Below are 16631 nucleotides of genomic sequence, written 5' to 3'. Positions count from 1 at the left end.
GACTCCGTCCGCGATGGCTTCCGGCGCGGGGCGAGCCTATCGCGGACGGAGTCCACTCTTACACAAAGCCAGGCCTCAAGCGTGGCTGGGCAGCGCCGGCTGGCATAGCAGCCAGTCATGCAGCAGCGTCTGCAGTTCCTCGAACTTCACCGGCTTGGCCAGGTAGTCGCTCATCCCGGCGGCCAGGCAGCGCTCGCGATCGCCGCTGTGGCTGTGGGCGGTGATCGCCAGCACCGGCAGGTCGCCGCAGCGCGGCAGGCTGCGCAGGGCACGGCAGGTGGCAAAACCATCCATCACCGGCATCTGGCAGTCGAGCAGCACCGCGTCGACGGCCTCGCGGCGCAACAGCTCGATGGCTTCGGCGCCGTTGTCGGCGGTGCGCACGCGATAACCGAGCTTGAGCAACATGCCGCGGATCACCAGTTGGTTGATGGCGTTGTCTTCCACCACCAGCACGGTGCATTGCTCCGGGCCGCGCAATGCCTGACCACCCGCGCGGCGCGGCGGCGGCGCGACGCTCTGCACCGGTTGGCCGACCTGCAGGGTCAGGGCGAAGCAACTGCCCTGCCCCGGCATGGATTCGTGGGACAGTTCGCCGCCCAGCAGCGCGACCAGCTTGCGGCACAGCGCAAGGCCGATGCCCAGGCCGCCATACTCGCGGGTCAGCGAGCCGTCGAGCTGATAGAAACGCTGGTAGAGCGAACCATCCGACGGTGTGGCGAAGCCGACGCCGCTGTCCTTGATCTCCAGGCGCAGCGCCAGTCCTTCGGTACTGGGCGCCCCGCTGACGCGCAGGCTGACGCCGCCGTGGTGGGTGAACTTGATGGCGTTGTCCAACAGATAGCCCAATGCCTGGGTCAGCTTGCCGGCGTCGCCTTCGAGGGTGTCGGGCAGGCTCTCGTCCAGTTGCAGGACGAAGCGCAGGCCCCGTTCCTCGGCACGCGGCGCGTACTGGGCGCGCAGGCCGTCGCACAGGCCGCGCAGGCTGAACGGTTCGCGGCGCGGATAGAGCTTGCCGGCCTGCAGCTCGATCAGCGCAAGGATGTCGTTGACCATGCGCATCATGTCGCGCGCCGAGCCGGTGGCGGTCTTGTGGTACTGCGCCAGCTCGATGTCCATCGGCACCGTCTGCATCAGCTCCAGCGAACCGATTACCCCGCTCATCGGCGTGCGCAGTTCGTGCGTGACGGTGGCGAGGAACTCGTCCTTCAGGCGGTTGCTGCCGGCCAGTTCGAGGTTGAGCTGTTCCAGCTTGCGGCTGGTTTCCTGGAGGATGCGCGTACGCTCTTCCTTCATCGCATTGATACGATCGGCCAGCGCCAGCGACAGCAGCCCCACTTCCAGCGCCGAGCCGATCTGGCTGGCGTACATGGTGAGGAACACGTTGGGCAGGAACCCCAGCACCATCAGGGTGTTGGCGATGCCGCCGAGCAGGAAGGCGCTCCAGGCGAAGATGAAGTAGCGCGCCACGCGCATGCCGCGCAGCCAGGCGAGGATGCCGGCGGTGAAGATCACCACGGTGAAGGCCAGCGCCAGGTAAGTGGCCAGGCGCAGGGCAATGGCGTAGCTGACGGTCAGCGCCAGGGTCATCACCAGCGCGCCGACGCCCATCAGCACCAGCAGCAGACGGTCGATCCACAGGCTGTGCTCGCGGGTGTGCAGGAAGCTGCGGGCGAACTGGCAACCGAACAGGCCCGCCGAGCCGATCAGGAAGGGCGTGGCGGCATTCGCCCACCACGGGCTGTTGGGCCAGAAGTACTCGATGCCGGCGCCGTTGACCGAGATCTGGTAGAGGCCGAACGAGGCGATATAAAGGATGTAGTAGAGGTAGCTGGTGTCGCGGACGCTGAGGAAGATGAACAGGTTGTAGATCAGCATCACCAGCAGCACGCCATAGATGATGCCCAGCACATAGATGCGGCCCGGCTGCTCTTCCAGATAGGCCTTGGGCGACCAGAGGGTCAGCGGCGCCTGGATCGACCCCTGGCTTTCCAGGCGCAGGTACACGCGCAGCGGCTTGCCCGGCTCCAGCTTGAGATCGAACAGGTAGTTGTTCTGGCGGATCGGCCGGCTGTCGAACGGCAGGGTGTCGCCGGTGCGCTGGGCCAGGCGGTAGCCGCCCTTGCCGTCGGGCAGGTAGAGGTCGAGCTTGTCCAGCGGCGGATAACCCAGCTCCAGCAGCCAGTTGGCAGGGTCGTGGGATGCCCGGGGCTGGTAGTCGAGATCCAGGCGCAGCCAGAACACCGATCGCGAGTAGCCGGCGTTGAGCACATCGTGTTCATGCCGGCGGAAGCTGGCGGCCAGCGCCGGAGAGTTGATCTCCGAAATATCGGCGGTGCCACGCACGTCCTCGAAGACATCCATTGCCCGCCCCAGGGGCAATTGCCCGACGTGCTCGTCGAAGCTGACAGCGCTCGCCACTGGCGAGAGAAGGAAAACGATCAGGAAGATCAGCCAGTACCGCATGGTGCCCCGCAGTACCTCCGGACAGTCGCGCCGAGGAGCCCCATCTCCCGTATTGGCGCGCCCGTGGAGGCGTCGTGTTGGAATCGGCGAACTTTAGCACAGGCCTTGTGCCACGTGGCATTCGACCGCCCGCCCAGGGCCTGCCCCGGCGACGCGAATTGGACCGCTCGGTCAGCTCACGGCGGCGGTTTAGTGATAAGCTCCCGCGCCATGAAAACGCCAACCTCCCGTCCCGTAGTGCTCTGCCTGTCCGGCCACGACCCCAGTGGCGGTGCCGGCCTGCAGGCCGATATCGAAGCCCTGATCGCCCAAGGCTGCCACGCGGCGCCGACCGTCACCGCGCTGACCGTTCAGGATACCGTCAACGTTTCCGACTTCCGCGTGCTCGACCGCGAGTGGGTGCTGGCCCAGGCCAACGCCGTGATCGCCGACCTGCCGGTGGCTGCGGTCAAGCTGGGCATGCTCGGCTCGGTGCAGATGGTCGATACGGTCGTCGAGATCATGCAGTCCCTGCCGGGCATCCCGCTGGTCTGCGACCCGGTGCTGCGCGCCGGTGGCGGCGGCTCGCTGGGCAAGGACGACGTCGGCTACGCCATGCGCGAGCGGCTGCTGCCGATCGCCGCCATCGCCACACCGAACCTGCCTGAAGCACGCATCCTCGCCGAACTGCCCGAAGGCACGGCGGACGAATGCGCCGAGAAGCTGCTGCCGTATATCCAGGCCTTGCTGATCACCGGCGGCCACGGCGACGAGTCCGAGGTCCACAACCGCCTCTACACCCGCGACGGCCAGCGCCACACCTTCACCTGCCAGCGCCTGCCGGGCAGCTACCACGGCTCGGGCTGCACCCTGGCGAGCACCCTCGCCGGCCGCCTGGCCCTGGGCGAGGAACTGGTGGGCGCGGTACGCAGCGCCCTGGACTACACCTGGCGCACCTTGCGCGACGCGGAAGCCCCTGGCCACGGCCAGTACGTGCCCCGCCGCCTGCCGCTGGACTACTGCAACTGATCCGATCGAGGCCTTGATGAAACTGCGCGGACTCTACGCCATCACCGACAGCCAGCTGCTCGACGGCGGCCGCCTGCTGCCCTACGTCGAAGCCGCCCTGAAAGGCGGCGCACGCCTGCTGCAGTACCGCGACAAGTCCACCGACGCCTCGCGCCGCCTGCGCGAAGCCGAGGCCCTGCGCGAACTGTGCGCGCGCTACGGCGCCACGCTGTTGATCAACGACGACGCCGAGCTGGCTGCGCGCCTGGGCGTCAGCGTGCACCTGGGCCAGACCGACGGCTCGCTGGCCGCCGCCCGCGCCCTGCTCGGCCGCGACGCGGTGATCGGTGGCACCTGCCACGCCAGCCTGGAGCTGGCCGAACAGGCCATCGCCGAAGGCGCCAGCTACGTCGCCTTCGGTCGCTTCTTCAATTCCCAGACCAAGCCGGGCGCCCCGGCCGCCAGCGTCGAGTTGCTGGAACAGGCCAAGGCCCGCTTCAACGTGCCGCGGGTGGCCATCGGCGGCGTGACCCCGGACAACGCGCCCGAGCTGATCGCCCGTGGTGCCGACATGATCGCCGTGATCCACGCCCTGTTCGCCGCCGACTCCCCGGCCGAGGTCGAACAGCGCGCCCGCGCCTTCAGCCAACTCTTCGAAACCCGCTGAGCGCCACGCGCCCAGCCCTTCACAGCTTCGCGAGGTACACCATGTCCCGTTCCGAAACGCTTTTCGCCAATGCCCAGAAACACATCCCCGGTGGCGTGAACTCGCCGGTGCGCGCGTTCAAGAGCGTCGGCGGCACCCCGCTGTTCTTCAAGCACGCGGAAGGCGCCTACGTGGTGGACGAGGATGACAAGCGCTACGTCGACTACGTCGGCTCCTGGGGCCCGATGATCCTCGGCCACAGCCATCCGGACGTCCTCGACGCCGTGCGCAAGCAGCTCGACCACGGCCTGTCCTACGGCGCGCCGACCGCGCTGGAAGTGGAAATGGCCGACCTGGTCTGCTCCCTGGTGCCGTCGATGGACATGGTGCGCATGGTCAGCTCCGGCACCGAATCCACCATGAGCGCCATCCGCCTGGCCCGTGGCTACACCGGCCGCGACAGCATCATCAAGTTCGAAGGCTGCTACCACGGCCATTCCGACAGCCTGCTGGTGAAAGCCGGCTCCGGCGCCCTGACCTTCGGCGTGCCGAACTCCCCCGGCGTGCCGGCGGCCTTCGCCAAGCACACCCTGACCCTGCCGTTCAACGACATCGCCGCCGTGGAGAAGACCCTGGGCGAAGTCGGCAAGGAAGTGGCGTGCATCATCGTCGAGCCGGTGGCCGGCAACATGAACTGCGTACCGCCGGCACCGGGCTTCCTCGAAGGCCTGCGCAGCCTGTGCGACCAGCACGGCGTGGTGCTGATCTTCGACGAGGTGATGACCGGCTTCCGCGTCGCCCTCGGCGGCGCCCAGGCGTTCTACGGCGTGAAGCCGGACCTATCGACCTTCGGCAAGATCATCGGCGGCGGCATGCCGGTGGGCGCCTTCGGCGGCAAGCGCGAGATCATGGAGCAGATTTCCCCGCTCGGCCCGGTCTACCAGGCCGGCACCCTGTCGGGCAACCCGCTGGCCATGGCTGCCGGCCTGACCACCCTGCGCCTGATCAGCCGCCCCGGCTTCCACGACGAACTGACCGCCTACACCACGAAGATGCTGCAGGGCCTGCAGGAACGCGCCGACGCGGCCGGCATCCCCTTCGTGACCACCCAGGCGGGCGCCGCCATGTTCGGTCTGTACTTCACCGGTGCCGACGACATCGTCACCTTCGAGGACGTGATGGGTAGCGACGTGGAGCGCTTCAAGCGCTTCTTCCACCTGATGCTGGATGGCGGCGTCTATCTTGCTCCCAGCGCATATGAAGCCGGCTTCACCTCCATCGCCCACGGCGAAACCGAGCTGAAGCTGACCCTGGATGCGGCCGAGCGCGCATTTGCCGCACTCAAGTAAGCCCCTTGCGAAGGCGCCCGAATGGGCGCCTTCCGCTCCACCCAGCCTTTATTCCCGCGTTACGCCCTTCCCCACTGTTCTTGCCGCCACAACAGAAAAATCAGAAAAGACGGTAAAGACTTTGTAAGGAAGCGCTCGCTTATTTCATAATGTGAAAGCCGGCGCATTTCGCTGGCCGGGCATTGCCCGCCCCGATTCTGGAGGCCGCTGTTCCCCATGTACCGCACCGGTCGTACCCTGCTACTGGGTTGCCTGTTGCTCGCCTTCCCCCTGTTGACCCAGGCGGGCGGTAACTCACTGCTGATTCCGGCGACCGGCCGCTGCACCCTCAACACCGTGCCCGAGCAGTTGCAACAGGCCCTCGCCAGCTGCCAGCAGGCGGCCAATGGCGGTGATGCGGAAGCACAGTACGAACTGGGTGAGTTTTTCTACACCGGCGAGCGCGCCCCGCGCGACTTCCAGGCCGCGCTGCACTGGTTCGAGAAAGCCTCGCTGCAAGGCCACGCCAATGCGCAACTGCGCCTGGGCACCATGTTCTTCCGTGGCGAAGGCGTGAAAGCCAACAACGTACAGGCCTACATCGTGCTGAAGATGGCCGCCGTGAACGGCGCCGAAGATGCAATGGACAGCGCCGACCTGGTCGCCGAGCAGATGAACAAGGATGAACTGGACATCGCCACCAAGGTGCTCGGGCAGATCTTCCGCAATTACCTGATCGAACTGCAGACCGCCGGCAACTCGCCGTTCTCGCCGCTGCCCTGAATCACGCCTGCTCTTTGTAGGAGCGAGCTTGCTCGCAAACAGACTATTCGGCTGACTTCGATGCTGGGCGGTTCGCGAGCAAGCTCGCTCCTACGAAAATCGTCAGCTGTCCTTGCCGGGCATCGGCATGGGGAACGGCATCACGTTGCCGCTGGGCTTGGCCTCGCTGATCTTCGCGGTGCCCAGGCGCTCCACCTCATCGATGCGGATGATCGAGTGCAACGGCACGAAGCTGCGGATGACGCCGTCGAACTGCGCCTTGAGCTTCTCCTCGCTGGGATCGACCACCACCTGGGTGCGCTCGCCGAAGACGAACTCCTCGATCTCCAGGAAGCCCCACAGGTCACTCTGGTAGATCTGCTTGGCATACATCTCGTACACCTGGCCCTGGTTGAGGAAGACCACCTTGTAGATCGGGTTCTCGCGCTTGCTCATGAACGAAGGATGACAGCCTTGCAAAATGGGCACGCAGCATAGCACAAGCGCGCCCACCCCCACGCACCCACCGGTGGCACACAGCCGCGTCGAGGCATATAATACGCGGTCATTTTTTAACCAGCCCAGAACGATTTCATGGCCAAGAAGCTTTTCATCCAGACCCACGGTTGCCAGATGAACGAGTACGACAGCTCGCGCATGGCGGATCTTCTGGGCGAACACCAGGCTCTTGAAATCACAGAGAAGGCCGAAGAAGCCGACGTGATCCTGCTCAATACCTGCTCGATCCGCGAGAAGGCGCAGGAGAAGGTGTTCTCCGAGCTGGGTGCCTGGCGCACACTCAAGCAGCAGAACCCGAACCTGGTGATCGGCGTCGGCGGTTGCGTGGCCAGCCAGGAAGGCGCGGCCATCCGCGAGCGCGCGCCTTACGTCGACGTGGTATTCGGCCCGCAGACCCTGCACCGGCTGCCGGAAATGATCGACGCCGCCCGCACCACCCGCAAGCCGCAGGTGGACGTGTCCTTCCCGGAAATCGAGAAGTTCGACCGCCTGCCCGAGCCGCGCGTCGACGGTCCCACCGCCTTCGTCTCGGTGATGGAAGGCTGCAGCAAGTACTGCACCTTCTGCGTGGTGCCCTACACCCGCGGCGAGGAAGTCAGCCGCCCATTCGACGACGTGCTCGCCGAGGTGATCCACCTGGCCGAGAACGGCGTGAAGGAAGTGACCCTGCTGGGGCAGAACGTCAACGGCTACCGTGGCCCGACCCATGACGGGCGCATCGCCGACTTCGCCGAGCTGATCCGCGTGGTCGCCGAGGTCGATGGCATCGAGCGCATCCGCTACACCACTTCGCACCCGCTGGAGTTTTCCGACTCGCTGATCGCCGCCCACGCCGAAGTGCCGCAGTTGGTGAAGTTCGTTCACCTGCCGGTGCAGGCCGGATCCGACCGCATCCTCGCGGCGATGAAGCGCAACCACACCGCGCTGGAATACAAGTCGCGCATCCGCAAGCTGAAGGCCGCGGTGCCGGACATCTGCATCAGCTCGGACTTCATCATCGGCTTCCCCGGCGAGACCGACCAGGACTTCGAGCAGACCCTGAAGCTGGTGGAAGACGTCGGCTTCGACTTCTCCTTCTCCTTCATCTACAGCCCGCGCCCCGGTACCCCGGCCGCCGACCTTGCGGACGACACCCCGGACGACGTGAAGAAGCAGCGTCTGCTGACCCTCAACAGCCGCCTCAACCAGCAGGGTTTCGAGATCAGTCGACGGATGGTCGGCACCGTCCAGCGCATTCTCGTCACCGACTACTCCAAGCGCGATCCCGGCCAGCTCCAGGGCCGCACCGAGAACAACCGGGTAGTGAATTTCCGCAGCGACAATCCGCGCCTGATCGGCCAGTTCGTCGACGTGGAGATCTACGAGGCGCTGCCCAACTCCCTGCGCGCCACCCTCGTGGAAACACCTCACTGATCATCGACCGTTGAATCCCCCGATGGCGTCCGAACTTTCGTACTCGGTCGCCTGGAGTTATTCTTCGACCATTCCCCTTTCGCAACATGGCGACTTAGACAGCACCTTGAACGCCCCCCTGGATATCCATCGCTTCATGCTCGAACCCTTCGAGGCCCGTAGCTTCGCCAACCTGTGCGGGCAGTTCGACGAGCACCTGCATCAGATCGAGAAGCGCCTCGACATCGAGATCCGCAACCGTGGCAACCAGTTCGAACTGGTCGGCGAACCGGAACGCACCCAAGCGGCCGAAAACCTTCTGCAGCGCCTCTACCGCGAAGTGCAGAACGGCACCGAACTGACTCCCGACATGGTCCACCTGTTCCTGCAGGAGTCCGGCCTGGAAGACCTCGCCGTCGAGCCCGCCGCCCCCCTGGTAACGCTCAAGACCCGCAAGGCGCACATCCGCCCGCGCGGCGCCAACCAGCAGCGCTATGTGAAGGCGATCCTCGATCACGACATCAACTTCGGCATCGGCCCGGCCGGCACCGGCAAGACCTACCTCGCCGTGGCCTGCGCCGTGGACGCCCTGGAGCGCGAGCAGATTCGCCGCATCCTGCTGGTGCGTCCGGCGGTGGAAGCCGGCGAGAAACTCGGCTTCCTGCCCGGCGACCTGTCGCAGAAGATCGACCCGTACCTGCGCCCGCTGTACGACGCACTGTACGAAATGCTCGGCTTCGAAACCGTGGCCAAGCTGATCGAGCGCCAGGTGATCGAAGTCGCGCCGCTGGCCTACATGCGCGGCCGCACGCTGAACAACAGCTTCATCATCCTCGACGAAAGCCAGAACACCACGATGGAACAGATGAAGATGTTCCTCACCCGGATCGGCTTCGGCTCCACCGCGGTGATCACCGGCGACGTCACCCAGGTCGACCTGCCGCGCGGCACCCGCTCGGGCCTCAAGCACGTGATGGAGGTGCTGCGCGACGTGCCCGGCATCAGCTTCACCCACTTCAAGTCCAAGGACGTGGTGCGCCACCCGCTGGTGCAGCGCATCGTCGATGCCTACGACGCCTACGAAAACCGTCTGACCGGCGTCGAAAGCCAGGGCAACACGAATGCTTGAACTGGACTTGCAGGTCGCCTCCGACGCCCCCGGCCTGCCGAGCGAAGCCGCCTTCCGCCGCTGGTGCGAACTGGCCCTGCGCCAGCGCCAGAACGACTCGGAGCTGACCATCCGCCTGGTGGACGAAGGCGAAGGGCGCGAACTGAACCGCACCTGGCGGCACAAGAACTACGCCACCAACGTACTGTCCTTCCCAGCCGACGTTCCCGACGAGCTGCTGGACATCCCGCTGCTCGGCGACCTGGTGATCTGCGCCCCCGTGGTCACCCGCGAGGCCGCCGAACAGGGCAAGTCCGCCGAGGCCCACTGGGCTCACCTCGTCATCCACGGCTGCCTGCACCTGCTCGGCTACGATCACATCGACGACGCCGAAGCCGAGGAAATGGAAGGCCTGGAACGGGAATTGCTGGCTGAGCTGGGTCACCCGGACCCGTATGCGGCCGATGAAGAATAAACGCCACTGAGCAAGGAAAGATGAGCGAAGACCGATCGAGCAATGGGCACAAGTCGTGGTTGGACAAGATCACCCAGGCTTTTGCCCATGAGCCGAGAAACCGCCAGGAGCTGCTTGAGCTGCTGCGCGAAGCCCACGACAACAAGCTGCTGGACAGCGAAGCGTTGTCCATCGTCGAAGGCGCAATCCAGGTGGCGGACCTCCAGGTCCGCGACATCATGATCCCGCGCTCACAGATGATCTCCATCAAATCGACGCAGAAGCCTGCCGACTTCCTCCCCGCCATCATCGAAGCGGCGCACTCGCGCTACCCGGTGATCGGCGAGAGCCTGGACGACATCATGGGCGTCCTGCTGGCCAAGGACCTGCTGCCGCTGATCCTTCACGACCAGAACCACGCCTTCAACATCAAGGACCTGCTGCGCCCGGCCACCTTCGTGCCCGAGTCCAAGCGCCTGAACGTGCTGTTGCGCGAGTTCCGCGCCAACCGCAACCACATGGCCATCGTCATCGACGAATACGGCGGCGTGGCGGGGCTGGTGACCATCGAGGACGTGCTGGAGCAGATCGTCGGCGACATCGAGGACGAGCACGACGTCGAGGAAGACAGCTACATCAAGCCGCTGCCCAGCGGCGACTTCATCGTCAAGGCGCTGACCCCGGTGGAAGCCTTCAACGACTTCTTCGGCGCGGAGTTCTCCGATGAGGAATTCGACACCGTCGGCGGCGTGGTGATGAGCGCCTTCGGCCACCTGCCCAAGCGCAACGAAACCACCGAACTGGGCGGCTTCCGCTTCCGCGTGCTCAACGCGGACAGCCGCCGGCTGCACCTGCTGCGCCTGACCCCGCTACAGGACTAAAGGTAAGCACCTGTAGGAGCGAGCTTGCTCGCGAACCGCCCCCCTGCGAGGCTTGTTCGCGAGCAAGCTCGCTCCTACAACAAAACCATCCCTTTCCTGCAACATCCCGCCGCAGTCAGCTCATGGCTTTTGGCTTGCATCCCCATAGCCTACCGTTCGTCTCTCCATTACTCTTGCGCATCGCTCAACCGGTACAAGGATTCCCGATGCGCTGGATCACCCGTCCCGGCCTGCCAGGCCATTTGCTGGCCCTGACCGCCGGCGCGCTCACCCCGTTGGCCCTGGCGCCGTTCGGCTACTGGCCGCTGGCGCTGCTGTCCCTCGCCCTGTTCTACCTCGGCCTGCGCGGCGCCACCGCCGGCTCGGCACTGTGGCGCGGCTGGTGGTATGGCTTTGGCGCCTTCATCGCCGGCACCAGCTGGATCTACTTCAGCATCCACGACTTCGGCGGCGCCTCCGGGCCGCTGGCCGCCTTCCTGGTGATCGGCTTCAGCGCCGGCGTGGCCTTCTTCTTCGCCCTGCCCGCCTGGGTCTGGGCACGCTTCTTCCGTCGCAACAACGCACCGGTCAGCGACGCCCTGGCCTTCGCCGCGCTGTGGGTGGCGCTGGAGCTGTTCCGCAGCTGGTTCCTCACCGGCTTCCCCTGGCTCTACGCCGGCTACAGCCAACTGGAGGGCCCGCTGGCGGGCCTCGCGCCCATTGGTGGCGTCTGGCTGGTGTCCTTCGCCATCGCCCTCTCCGGCGCGCTGATCATCAACCTCCCGGCGCTGATGCAGCGTCCGACGCGTCTGGTCACCGGCCTGATCCTGCTCATCGCCCCCTGGGCCGTGGGCCTGGGGTACAAGGGCCACGCCTGGAGCACCCCGGCCGGCTCGCCGCTGAAGGTCGCCGCGCTGCAGGGCAATATCGCCCAGGAAATGAAGTGGGACCCGAAAGCCATCACCCATCAGCTGGAGCTGTACCGCGACCTGACCGCCGAGCAGAGCGACGTCGACCTGATCGTCTGGCCGGAAACCGCCGTGCCGGTCCTCAAGGACCAGGCCACCGGCTACCTGGAGATGATCAACGGCGTCGCCAGCGCCAAGAAGGCCGCGCTGATCACCGGGGTTCCGGTACGCCAGAAGACGGCTGATGGCGTGCGCTACTACAACGGCATCACCGTGGTTGGCGAAGGCAGCGGCGACTACCTCAAGCAGAAGCTGGTGCCCTTCGGCGAATACGTGCCCATGCAGGACCTGCTGCGCGGCCTGATCGCCTTCTTCGACCTGCCGATGTCCGACTTCGCCCGCGGCCCGGCCGACCAGCCGCTGCTCAAGGCCAAGGGCTACAGCATCGCGCCGTACATCTGCTACGAAGTGGTCTACCCGGAGTTCGCCGCCGAGCTGGCGGCGCAGAGCCAGTTGCTGCTGACCATCAGCAACGATGCCTGGTTCGGTACCTCCATCGGTCCGCTGCAGCACCTGCAGATGGCGCAGATGCGCGCCCTGGAGGCCGGCCGCTGGATGGTGCGCGGCACCAACAATGGCGTCACCGCGCTGATCGATCCGTTCGGCAAGCTGGCCGTGCAGATCCCGCAGTTCCAGCAAGGCGTGCTGCGCGGCGAAGTGGTGCCGATGCAGGGCCTGACGCCCTACCTGAAGTGGCGTGTCTGGCCGCTGGCGATCCTGGGGGCGGTGCTGCTGGCCTGGGCGCTGGTCCGCCGCCGGACGCACCCGGAAGAACGCCGGTTGTTCGGCTGATGCCAACGAAAAGGGCCTCGCGAGAGGCCCTTTCTCAATTACCTGGCACTACACGGCAATCCCGTACAAGCGGACTTCGTTCGCGAGGGCCATGCGCCCGGGACTGATCGCGGACGGAGTCCGCTCCCACACAAGCCGGAAATCCGGCTTTTCGTGGATCCTCGGCGGTTCGCGAGCAGTCGTCCCCCTCCGACTCCGGCACGCTCTTCGTAGGAGCGAGCTTGCTCGCGAACCAAAGCCAGGCCTAGCGATAGAACAACCGATACCCCACCAGCCCGATCGCCTCATTGAGCAACTGCTCGCTCTGCCAGAGGGCCCGCCCCTCCGGCAGCCAGCCACCCAGCGGCCGGGCGTTGTCCACGCCGATATACCCCAGCGGCGCCGGCACCACCTCCAACCCCGCCTTCTCGAAACTCCACAGCGAGCGCGGCATGTGCAGCGCCTGGGTCACCAGGACCACCCGTCGGATACCCGCCTCGCGCAGGATCGGCGCACTGAGCCGGGCATTTTCCCAGGTCGTGCGGCTTGCCCCCTCCTGCCAGCGCACCTCGACGCCGTAATCGTCAGCCAGGCTGCGAGCCATGATGTAGGCTTCCGTCGGCGGCGTGCCATAGTGCAGGCCGCCGGACGTCAGCACCGGCAGGCCACTGGCCTTGGCCAGGCGCGCCGCATAGCGCAGCCGCTCGCCAGCCATCAGCCCGGGCTGATCCTCGTCCCAGGCACGGTCGCCGCGCATCCGGCCAGCGCCCAGCACCACGATGGCATCGGCGCGCTGCGCCAGCCCGGCCCAGTCCGCCTGTTTCAACGGTTCCACCTGCTCCAACCGGCGCGCGCCCCACTCCACCGTCACCGGCAGGCTCATCGCCCACAGACCGAGAAAGCCGCCGAAGAAGCACAGGATCGAGAAACGGGGGAAACGCCGACGCAGCAGGAACGCCAGGAGCAGCAACAGAAGCAGCAGTCCTGGCGGCATCAGAATCTGTTTGAGGATGTAACGAAAGGGCATTGGCGACTCCTTGTCGAGTGCCAAGCCTAACGGATCATCGGGATATCAGCGCGCCTTTGCGTTGCGGAACAACTGGGAACCGCAGGACGTGCAGGGCAGCACACCCTGGCTGCGGCTCCAGGCCACCAGCGTGCCACACAGCGCGCATTGCAACTGCTGCGTATGCGAGCGCGACACCAGCCGCGGACGGCTGGGCGGGGTGACATGGCGTGGCGGCCGGGACGCCCGTGCGGGGCCCTGCTCCAGCAAGGCCAACTCCTGTGCGGCGGCATGCCAGCCGCGCAACCAATTCACATCCTGATCGAGATAGGCCCGGATCAACTCCATTTCCGCACTGCTCAATCCGCGCAATTCCAGCTCAACGGGGCATTCGTCTCGTAATCGCTCGGCGGTATCGGCTTCATCCAGAGCCAGCGCCAGTCGTTGCAACAACCGTTCATACAGACCGGAACCCGAAGCACTTGCGCGATGCAGCTCAGCCATCAGTCACCTCAAGACAGGCGGAAACCTCCCGCCCTCAGGCAAAGCTTAGCGGCCCACCCCGCGCCACACCGAGCGTGCGACAAACGGCGCGGGCTACCGGCTCGCGGAGGGGTCATGTATGCTACGAGGCTTTCTGTAGCCGCCCGCCCCATGTCTTCTCAGGGGCCAGCGAAGCGGAGGACCACTCGACCTCCCCGGCCGCACAATTATCTTCCGTACAGGTTCAAATCGCGCCATGCACGAGCAATACCAGCCCCTCGAGATCGAATCCCAGGCCCAGAAATTCTGGAACGAACACAACTCCTTCCGCGTCGACGAAGTCGCTGGCAAGGAGAAGTTCTACTGCCTGTCGATGTTCCCGTATCCGAGCGGCAAGCTACACATGGGGCACGTGCGCAACTACACCATCGGTGACGTGATCAGCCGCTACCAGCGCATGCAGGGCAAGAACGTCCTGCAGCCGATGGGTTGGGACGCCTTCGGCATGCCGGCGGAAAACGCCGCGATGAAGAACAACGTCGCACCGGCGGCCTGGACCTACGACAACATCGCCTACATGAAGGCCCAGTTGAACAGCCTGGGGCTGGCCATCGACTGGTCCCGCGAAGTCACCACCTGCAAGCCGGACTACTACCGCTGGGAACAGTGGCTGTTCACCCGCCTGTTCGAAAAGGGCGTGATCTATCGCAAGAACGGCACCGTGAACTGGGACCCGGCGGACCAGACCGTACTGGCCAACGAACAGGTCATCGACGGCCGTGGCTGGCGTTCGGGCGCGCTGATCGAGAAGCGCGAAATCCCGATGTACTACTTCAAGATCACCGCCTACGCCGAAGAGCTGCTGGAAAGCCTCGACCACCTGCCGGGCTGGCCCGAGCAGGTCAAGACCATGCAGCGCAACTGGATCGGCAAGTCCCGTGGCATGGAGATCGCCTTCCCCTATGACCAGGCTTCCATCGGCGAAGCCGGCCAGATGAAGGTCTTCACCACCCGCCCGGACACCCTGATGGGCGCCACCTACGTTGCCGTGGCCGCCGAGCACCACCTGGCCACCCTCGCCGCCCAGCGCGACCCGTCGCTGCAGGCGTTCATCGACGAGTGCAAGCGCGGCGGCGTCGCCGAAGCCGACATCGCCACCCAGGAGAAGAAAGGCGTTGCCACTTCCCTGTTCGTCGAGCACCCGCTGACCGGTGACAAGCTGCCGGTGTGGATCGCCAACTACGTCCTGATGACCTATGGCGAAGGCGCCGTGATGGCTGTTCCGGGCCATGACGAGCGTGACTTCGAATTCGCCAACAAGTACGCCCTGCCGATCCGGCAAGTGATCGCCCAGGTTGGCGCCGACAACGATTTCGAACCGAGCGTCTGGAAAGAGTGGTACGGCCTGAAGGACGAGAGCGTCGTCACCGTCAACTCAGGCAAGTACGACGGCCTCGGCTACCAGGCCGCGTTCGACGCCATCGGCGCCGACCTCGCCGCCAAGAACCTGGGTCAGGCCCGCACCCAGTTCCGCCTGCGCGACTGGGGCATCAGCCGCCAGCGTTACTGGGGCTGCCCGATCCCGATCATCCACTGCGACACCTGCGGCGACGTTCCGGTCCCGGCAGACCAGTTGCCGGTGGTCCTGCCCGAGGACGTGGTGCCGGACGGCGCCGGTTCGCCCCTGGCCAAGATGCCCGAGTTCTACGCGTGCAGCTGCCCAAAATGCGGCCAGCCGGCCAAGCGCGAAACCGACACGATGGACACCTTCGTCGAATCGTCCTGGTACTTCGCCCGTTACGCCTGCCCGCAGTTCGAAGACGGCATGCTGGACAAGAAGGCCGCCAACTACTGGCTGCCGGTCGACCAGTACATCGGCGGCATCGAGCACGCCATCCTCCACCTGCTCTACGCGCGCTTCTTCCACAAGCTGATGCGCGACGAAGGCCTGATCGACTCCGACGAGCCGTTCAAGAACCTGCTGACCCAGGGCATGGTGGTCGCCGAGACCTACTACCGAGTCGCCGCCAACGGTGGCAAGGAATGGTTCAACCCGGCGGACGTGGAAGTCGAGCGTGACGCCAAGGCCAAGGTCATCGGCGCACGCCTGAAGACCGACGGCCTGCCGGTGGAAATCGGCGGCACCGAGAAGATGTCCAAGTCCAAGAACAACGGCGTGGACCCGCAGGCGATGATCGACGCCTACGGCGCCGACACCTGCCGCCTGTTCATGATGTTCGCCTCGCCGCCGGACATGAGCTGCGAATGGTCCGACTCCGGCATCGAAGGCGCCAACCGCTTCCTTCGCCGCGTCTGGCGTCTGGCCCAGGCCCACGTCAACGCGGGTCCTGCCGGCGCCGTGGACAAGTCCGCGCTGGACGACGCACAGAAGGCCATTCACCGCGCCATCCACCTGGCCATCCGCCAGGCCAGCCAGGACGTGGGCCAGCACCACAAGTTCAACACCGCCATCGCCGCCGTGATGACCCTGATGAACGTGCTGGAAAAGGCCCCGGCCGAATCCGCCGCCGACCGCGCCCTGCTGCAGGAAGGCCTGGAAACCGTCACCCTGCTGCTCGCCCCGATCACCCCGCACATCTGCCACGTGGTCTGGCAGGAGCTGGGCAAGGACGGCGCCGTCATCGACGCCAGCTGGCCGCAGGTCGACGAAGCCGCCCTGGTGCAGGACAGCCTGCAACTGGTGGTACAGGTCAACGGCAAGCTGCGTGGCCACATCGAAATGCCCGCCAGCGCCAGCCGCGAGGAAGTCGAGGCCGCCGCCCGTGCCAACGAGAACGTGCTGCGCTTCACCGACGGCCTGACCATCCGTAAAGTCATCGTGGTGCCGGGCAAGCTGGTCAATATCGTCGCCAACTAAAAG

The 16631-nt window shown here is 65.7% G+C and carries 14 protein-coding genes; 10 read left to right on the top strand and 4 right to left on the bottom strand.

Annotated features, from left to right (window positions below):
* Positions 1-75 precede the first annotated feature (75 nt).
* Positions 76-2466 carry a hybrid sensor histidine kinase/response regulator gene (locus ACYCAX_RS15325; protein WP_015475445.1) on the bottom strand — a complete coding sequence of 797 codons (2391 nt, stop codon included), beginning with the start codon at positions 2464-2466 and terminating at the stop codon, positions 76-78.
* Between the two features lie 210 nt (positions 2467-2676).
* On the opposite strand from ACYCAX_RS15325, the gene ACYCAX_RS15320 reads away from it, so the two are divergent.
* The 4 genes from ACYCAX_RS15320 to ACYCAX_RS15305 all read left to right on the top strand — a co-directional run bounded on the left by ACYCAX_RS15320 (position 2677) and on the right by ACYCAX_RS15305 (position 6210).
* The gene (locus ACYCAX_RS15320; RefSeq protein ID WP_015475444.1) at positions 2677-3474 is read left to right on the top strand and encodes a hydroxymethylpyrimidine/phosphomethylpyrimidine kinase; all 798 of its coding nucleotides are present in this window, start codon (positions 2677-2679) and stop codon (positions 3472-3474) included.
* A 16-nt stretch (positions 3475-3490) separates the two neighbouring features.
* Complete coding sequence (thiE, locus tag ACYCAX_RS15315) at positions 3491-4120, top strand: thiamine phosphate synthase (RefSeq protein WP_460248339.1); 630 nt, start codon at positions 3491-3493, stop codon at positions 4118-4120.
* Positions 4121-4161: 41 nt separating this feature from the next.
* Positions 4162-5448 carry a glutamate-1-semialdehyde 2,1-aminomutase gene (gene hemL, locus ACYCAX_RS15310; protein ID WP_460248338.1) on the top strand — a complete coding sequence of 429 codons (1287 nt, stop codon included), beginning with the start codon at positions 4162-4164 and terminating at the stop codon, positions 5446-5448.
* A 216-nt stretch (positions 5449-5664) separates the two neighbouring features.
* Complete coding sequence (locus tag ACYCAX_RS15305; protein WP_294980942.1) at positions 5665-6210, top strand: tetratricopeptide repeat protein; 546 nt, start codon at positions 5665-5667, stop codon at positions 6208-6210.
* Between the two features lie 102 nt (positions 6211-6312).
* On the opposite strand, the gene ACYCAX_RS15300 is transcribed toward ACYCAX_RS15305, so the two are convergent.
* On the bottom strand, positions 6313-6645 hold the full coding sequence (locus ACYCAX_RS15300) for a DUF1820 family protein (RefSeq protein ID WP_015475440.1): 333 nt from the start codon (positions 6643-6645) through the stop codon (positions 6313-6315).
* A 138-nt stretch (positions 6646-6783) separates the two neighbouring features.
* Between ACYCAX_RS15300 and miaB the strand changes: the two genes are divergently transcribed.
* From miaB to lnt, 5 genes are all read left to right on the top strand, one after another.
* Positions 6784-8121: a tRNA (N6-isopentenyl adenosine(37)-C2)-methylthiotransferase MiaB gene (gene miaB, locus ACYCAX_RS15295; RefSeq protein WP_460248337.1), complete on the top strand. Its 1338-nt coding sequence runs from the start codon at positions 6784-6786 to the stop codon at positions 8119-8121.
* 106 nt (positions 8122-8227) lie between these two features.
* Complete coding sequence (locus tag ACYCAX_RS15290) at positions 8228-9229, top strand: PhoH family protein (RefSeq protein WP_015475438.1); 1002 nt, start codon at positions 8228-8230, stop codon at positions 9227-9229.
* Complete coding sequence (ybeY, locus tag ACYCAX_RS15285; protein WP_460248336.1) at positions 9222-9683, top strand: rRNA maturation RNase YbeY; 462 nt, start codon at positions 9222-9224, stop codon at positions 9681-9683. Before ACYCAX_RS15290 ends, ybeY begins: the two co-directional genes overlap by 8 nt.
* 20 nt (positions 9684-9703) lie before the next feature.
* Complete coding sequence (locus ACYCAX_RS15280; RefSeq protein WP_015475436.1) at positions 9704-10543, top strand: HlyC/CorC family transporter; 840 nt, start codon at positions 9704-9706, stop codon at positions 10541-10543.
* A gap of 206 nt (positions 10544-10749) precedes the next feature.
* The gene (gene lnt, locus ACYCAX_RS15275) at positions 10750-12282 is read left to right on the top strand and encodes an apolipoprotein N-acyltransferase (RefSeq protein WP_460248335.1); all 1533 of its coding nucleotides are present in this window, start codon (positions 10750-10752) and stop codon (positions 12280-12282) included.
* Between the two features lie 244 nt (positions 12283-12526).
* On the opposite strand, the gene ACYCAX_RS15270 is transcribed toward lnt, so the two are convergent.
* Positions 12527-13288 carry a YdcF family protein gene (locus ACYCAX_RS15270; RefSeq protein WP_460248334.1) on the bottom strand — a complete coding sequence of 254 codons (762 nt, stop codon included), beginning with the start codon at positions 13286-13288 and terminating at the stop codon, positions 12527-12529.
* A 45-nt stretch (positions 13289-13333) separates the two neighbouring features.
* Positions 13334-13771, bottom strand: coding sequence for a hypothetical protein (locus ACYCAX_RS15265; protein ID WP_041711708.1), 438 nt, complete (start codon positions 13769-13771; stop codon positions 13334-13336).
* 235 nt (positions 13772-14006) lie between these two features.
* On the opposite strand from ACYCAX_RS15265, the gene leuS reads away from it, so the two are divergent.
* Positions 14007-16628, top strand: a complete 2622-nt coding sequence (leuS, locus tag ACYCAX_RS15260; protein ID WP_015475432.1) for a leucine--tRNA ligase — start codon at positions 14007-14009, stop codon at positions 16626-16628.
* The last annotated feature ends 3 nt before the right edge of the window (positions 16629-16631 follow it).

Source organism: Pseudomonas sp. MT3 (assembly GCF_054720805.1).
Note: the sequence above shows the minus strand (reverse complement) of the source record. Positions and strands in the feature narration are given on the sequence as shown.

Bases quoted from the DNA above. Each gene is read 5' to 3' on its own strand.
- thiE (WP_460248339.1), top strand. From the start codon at position 3,491: ATGAAACTGCGCGGACTCTACGCCATCACCGACAGCCAGCTGCTCGAC.
- ACYCAX_RS15270 (WP_460248334.1), bottom strand. From the start codon at position 13,288: ATGCCCTTTCGTTACATCCTCAAACAGATTCTGATGCCGCCAGGACTG.
- miaB (WP_460248337.1), top strand. From the start codon at position 6,784: ATGGCCAAGAAGCTTTTCATCCAGACCCACGGTTGCCAGATGAACGAG.
- ybeY (WP_460248336.1), top strand. From the start codon at position 9,222: ATGCTTGAACTGGACTTGCAGGTCGCCTCCGACGCCCCCGGCCTGCCG.
- ACYCAX_RS15320 (WP_015475444.1), top strand. From the start codon at position 2,677: ATGAAAACGCCAACCTCCCGTCCCGTAGTGCTCTGCCTGTCCGGCCAC.
- ACYCAX_RS15280 (WP_015475436.1), top strand. From the start codon at position 9,704: ATGAGCGAAGACCGATCGAGCAATGGGCACAAGTCGTGGTTGGACAAG.
- ACYCAX_RS15265 (WP_041711708.1), bottom strand. From the start codon at position 13,771: ATGGCTGAGCTGCATCGCGCAAGTGCTTCGGGTTCCGGTCTGTATGAA.
- lnt (WP_460248335.1), top strand. From the start codon at position 10,750: ATGCGCTGGATCACCCGTCCCGGCCTGCCAGGCCATTTGCTGGCCCTG.
- ACYCAX_RS15325 (WP_015475445.1), bottom strand. From the start codon at position 2,466: ATGCGGTACTGGCTGATCTTCCTGATCGTTTTCCTTCTCTCGCCAGTG.
- hemL (WP_460248338.1), top strand. From the start codon at position 4,162: ATGTCCCGTTCCGAAACGCTTTTCGCCAATGCCCAGAAACACATCCCC.
- ACYCAX_RS15300 (WP_015475440.1), bottom strand. From the start codon at position 6,645: ATGAGCAAGCGCGAGAACCCGATCTACAAGGTGGTCTTCCTCAACCAG.
- ACYCAX_RS15305 (WP_294980942.1), top strand. From the start codon at position 5,665: ATGTACCGCACCGGTCGTACCCTGCTACTGGGTTGCCTGTTGCTCGCC.
- leuS (WP_015475432.1), top strand. From the start codon at position 14,007: ATGCACGAGCAATACCAGCCCCTCGAGATCGAATCCCAGGCCCAGAAA.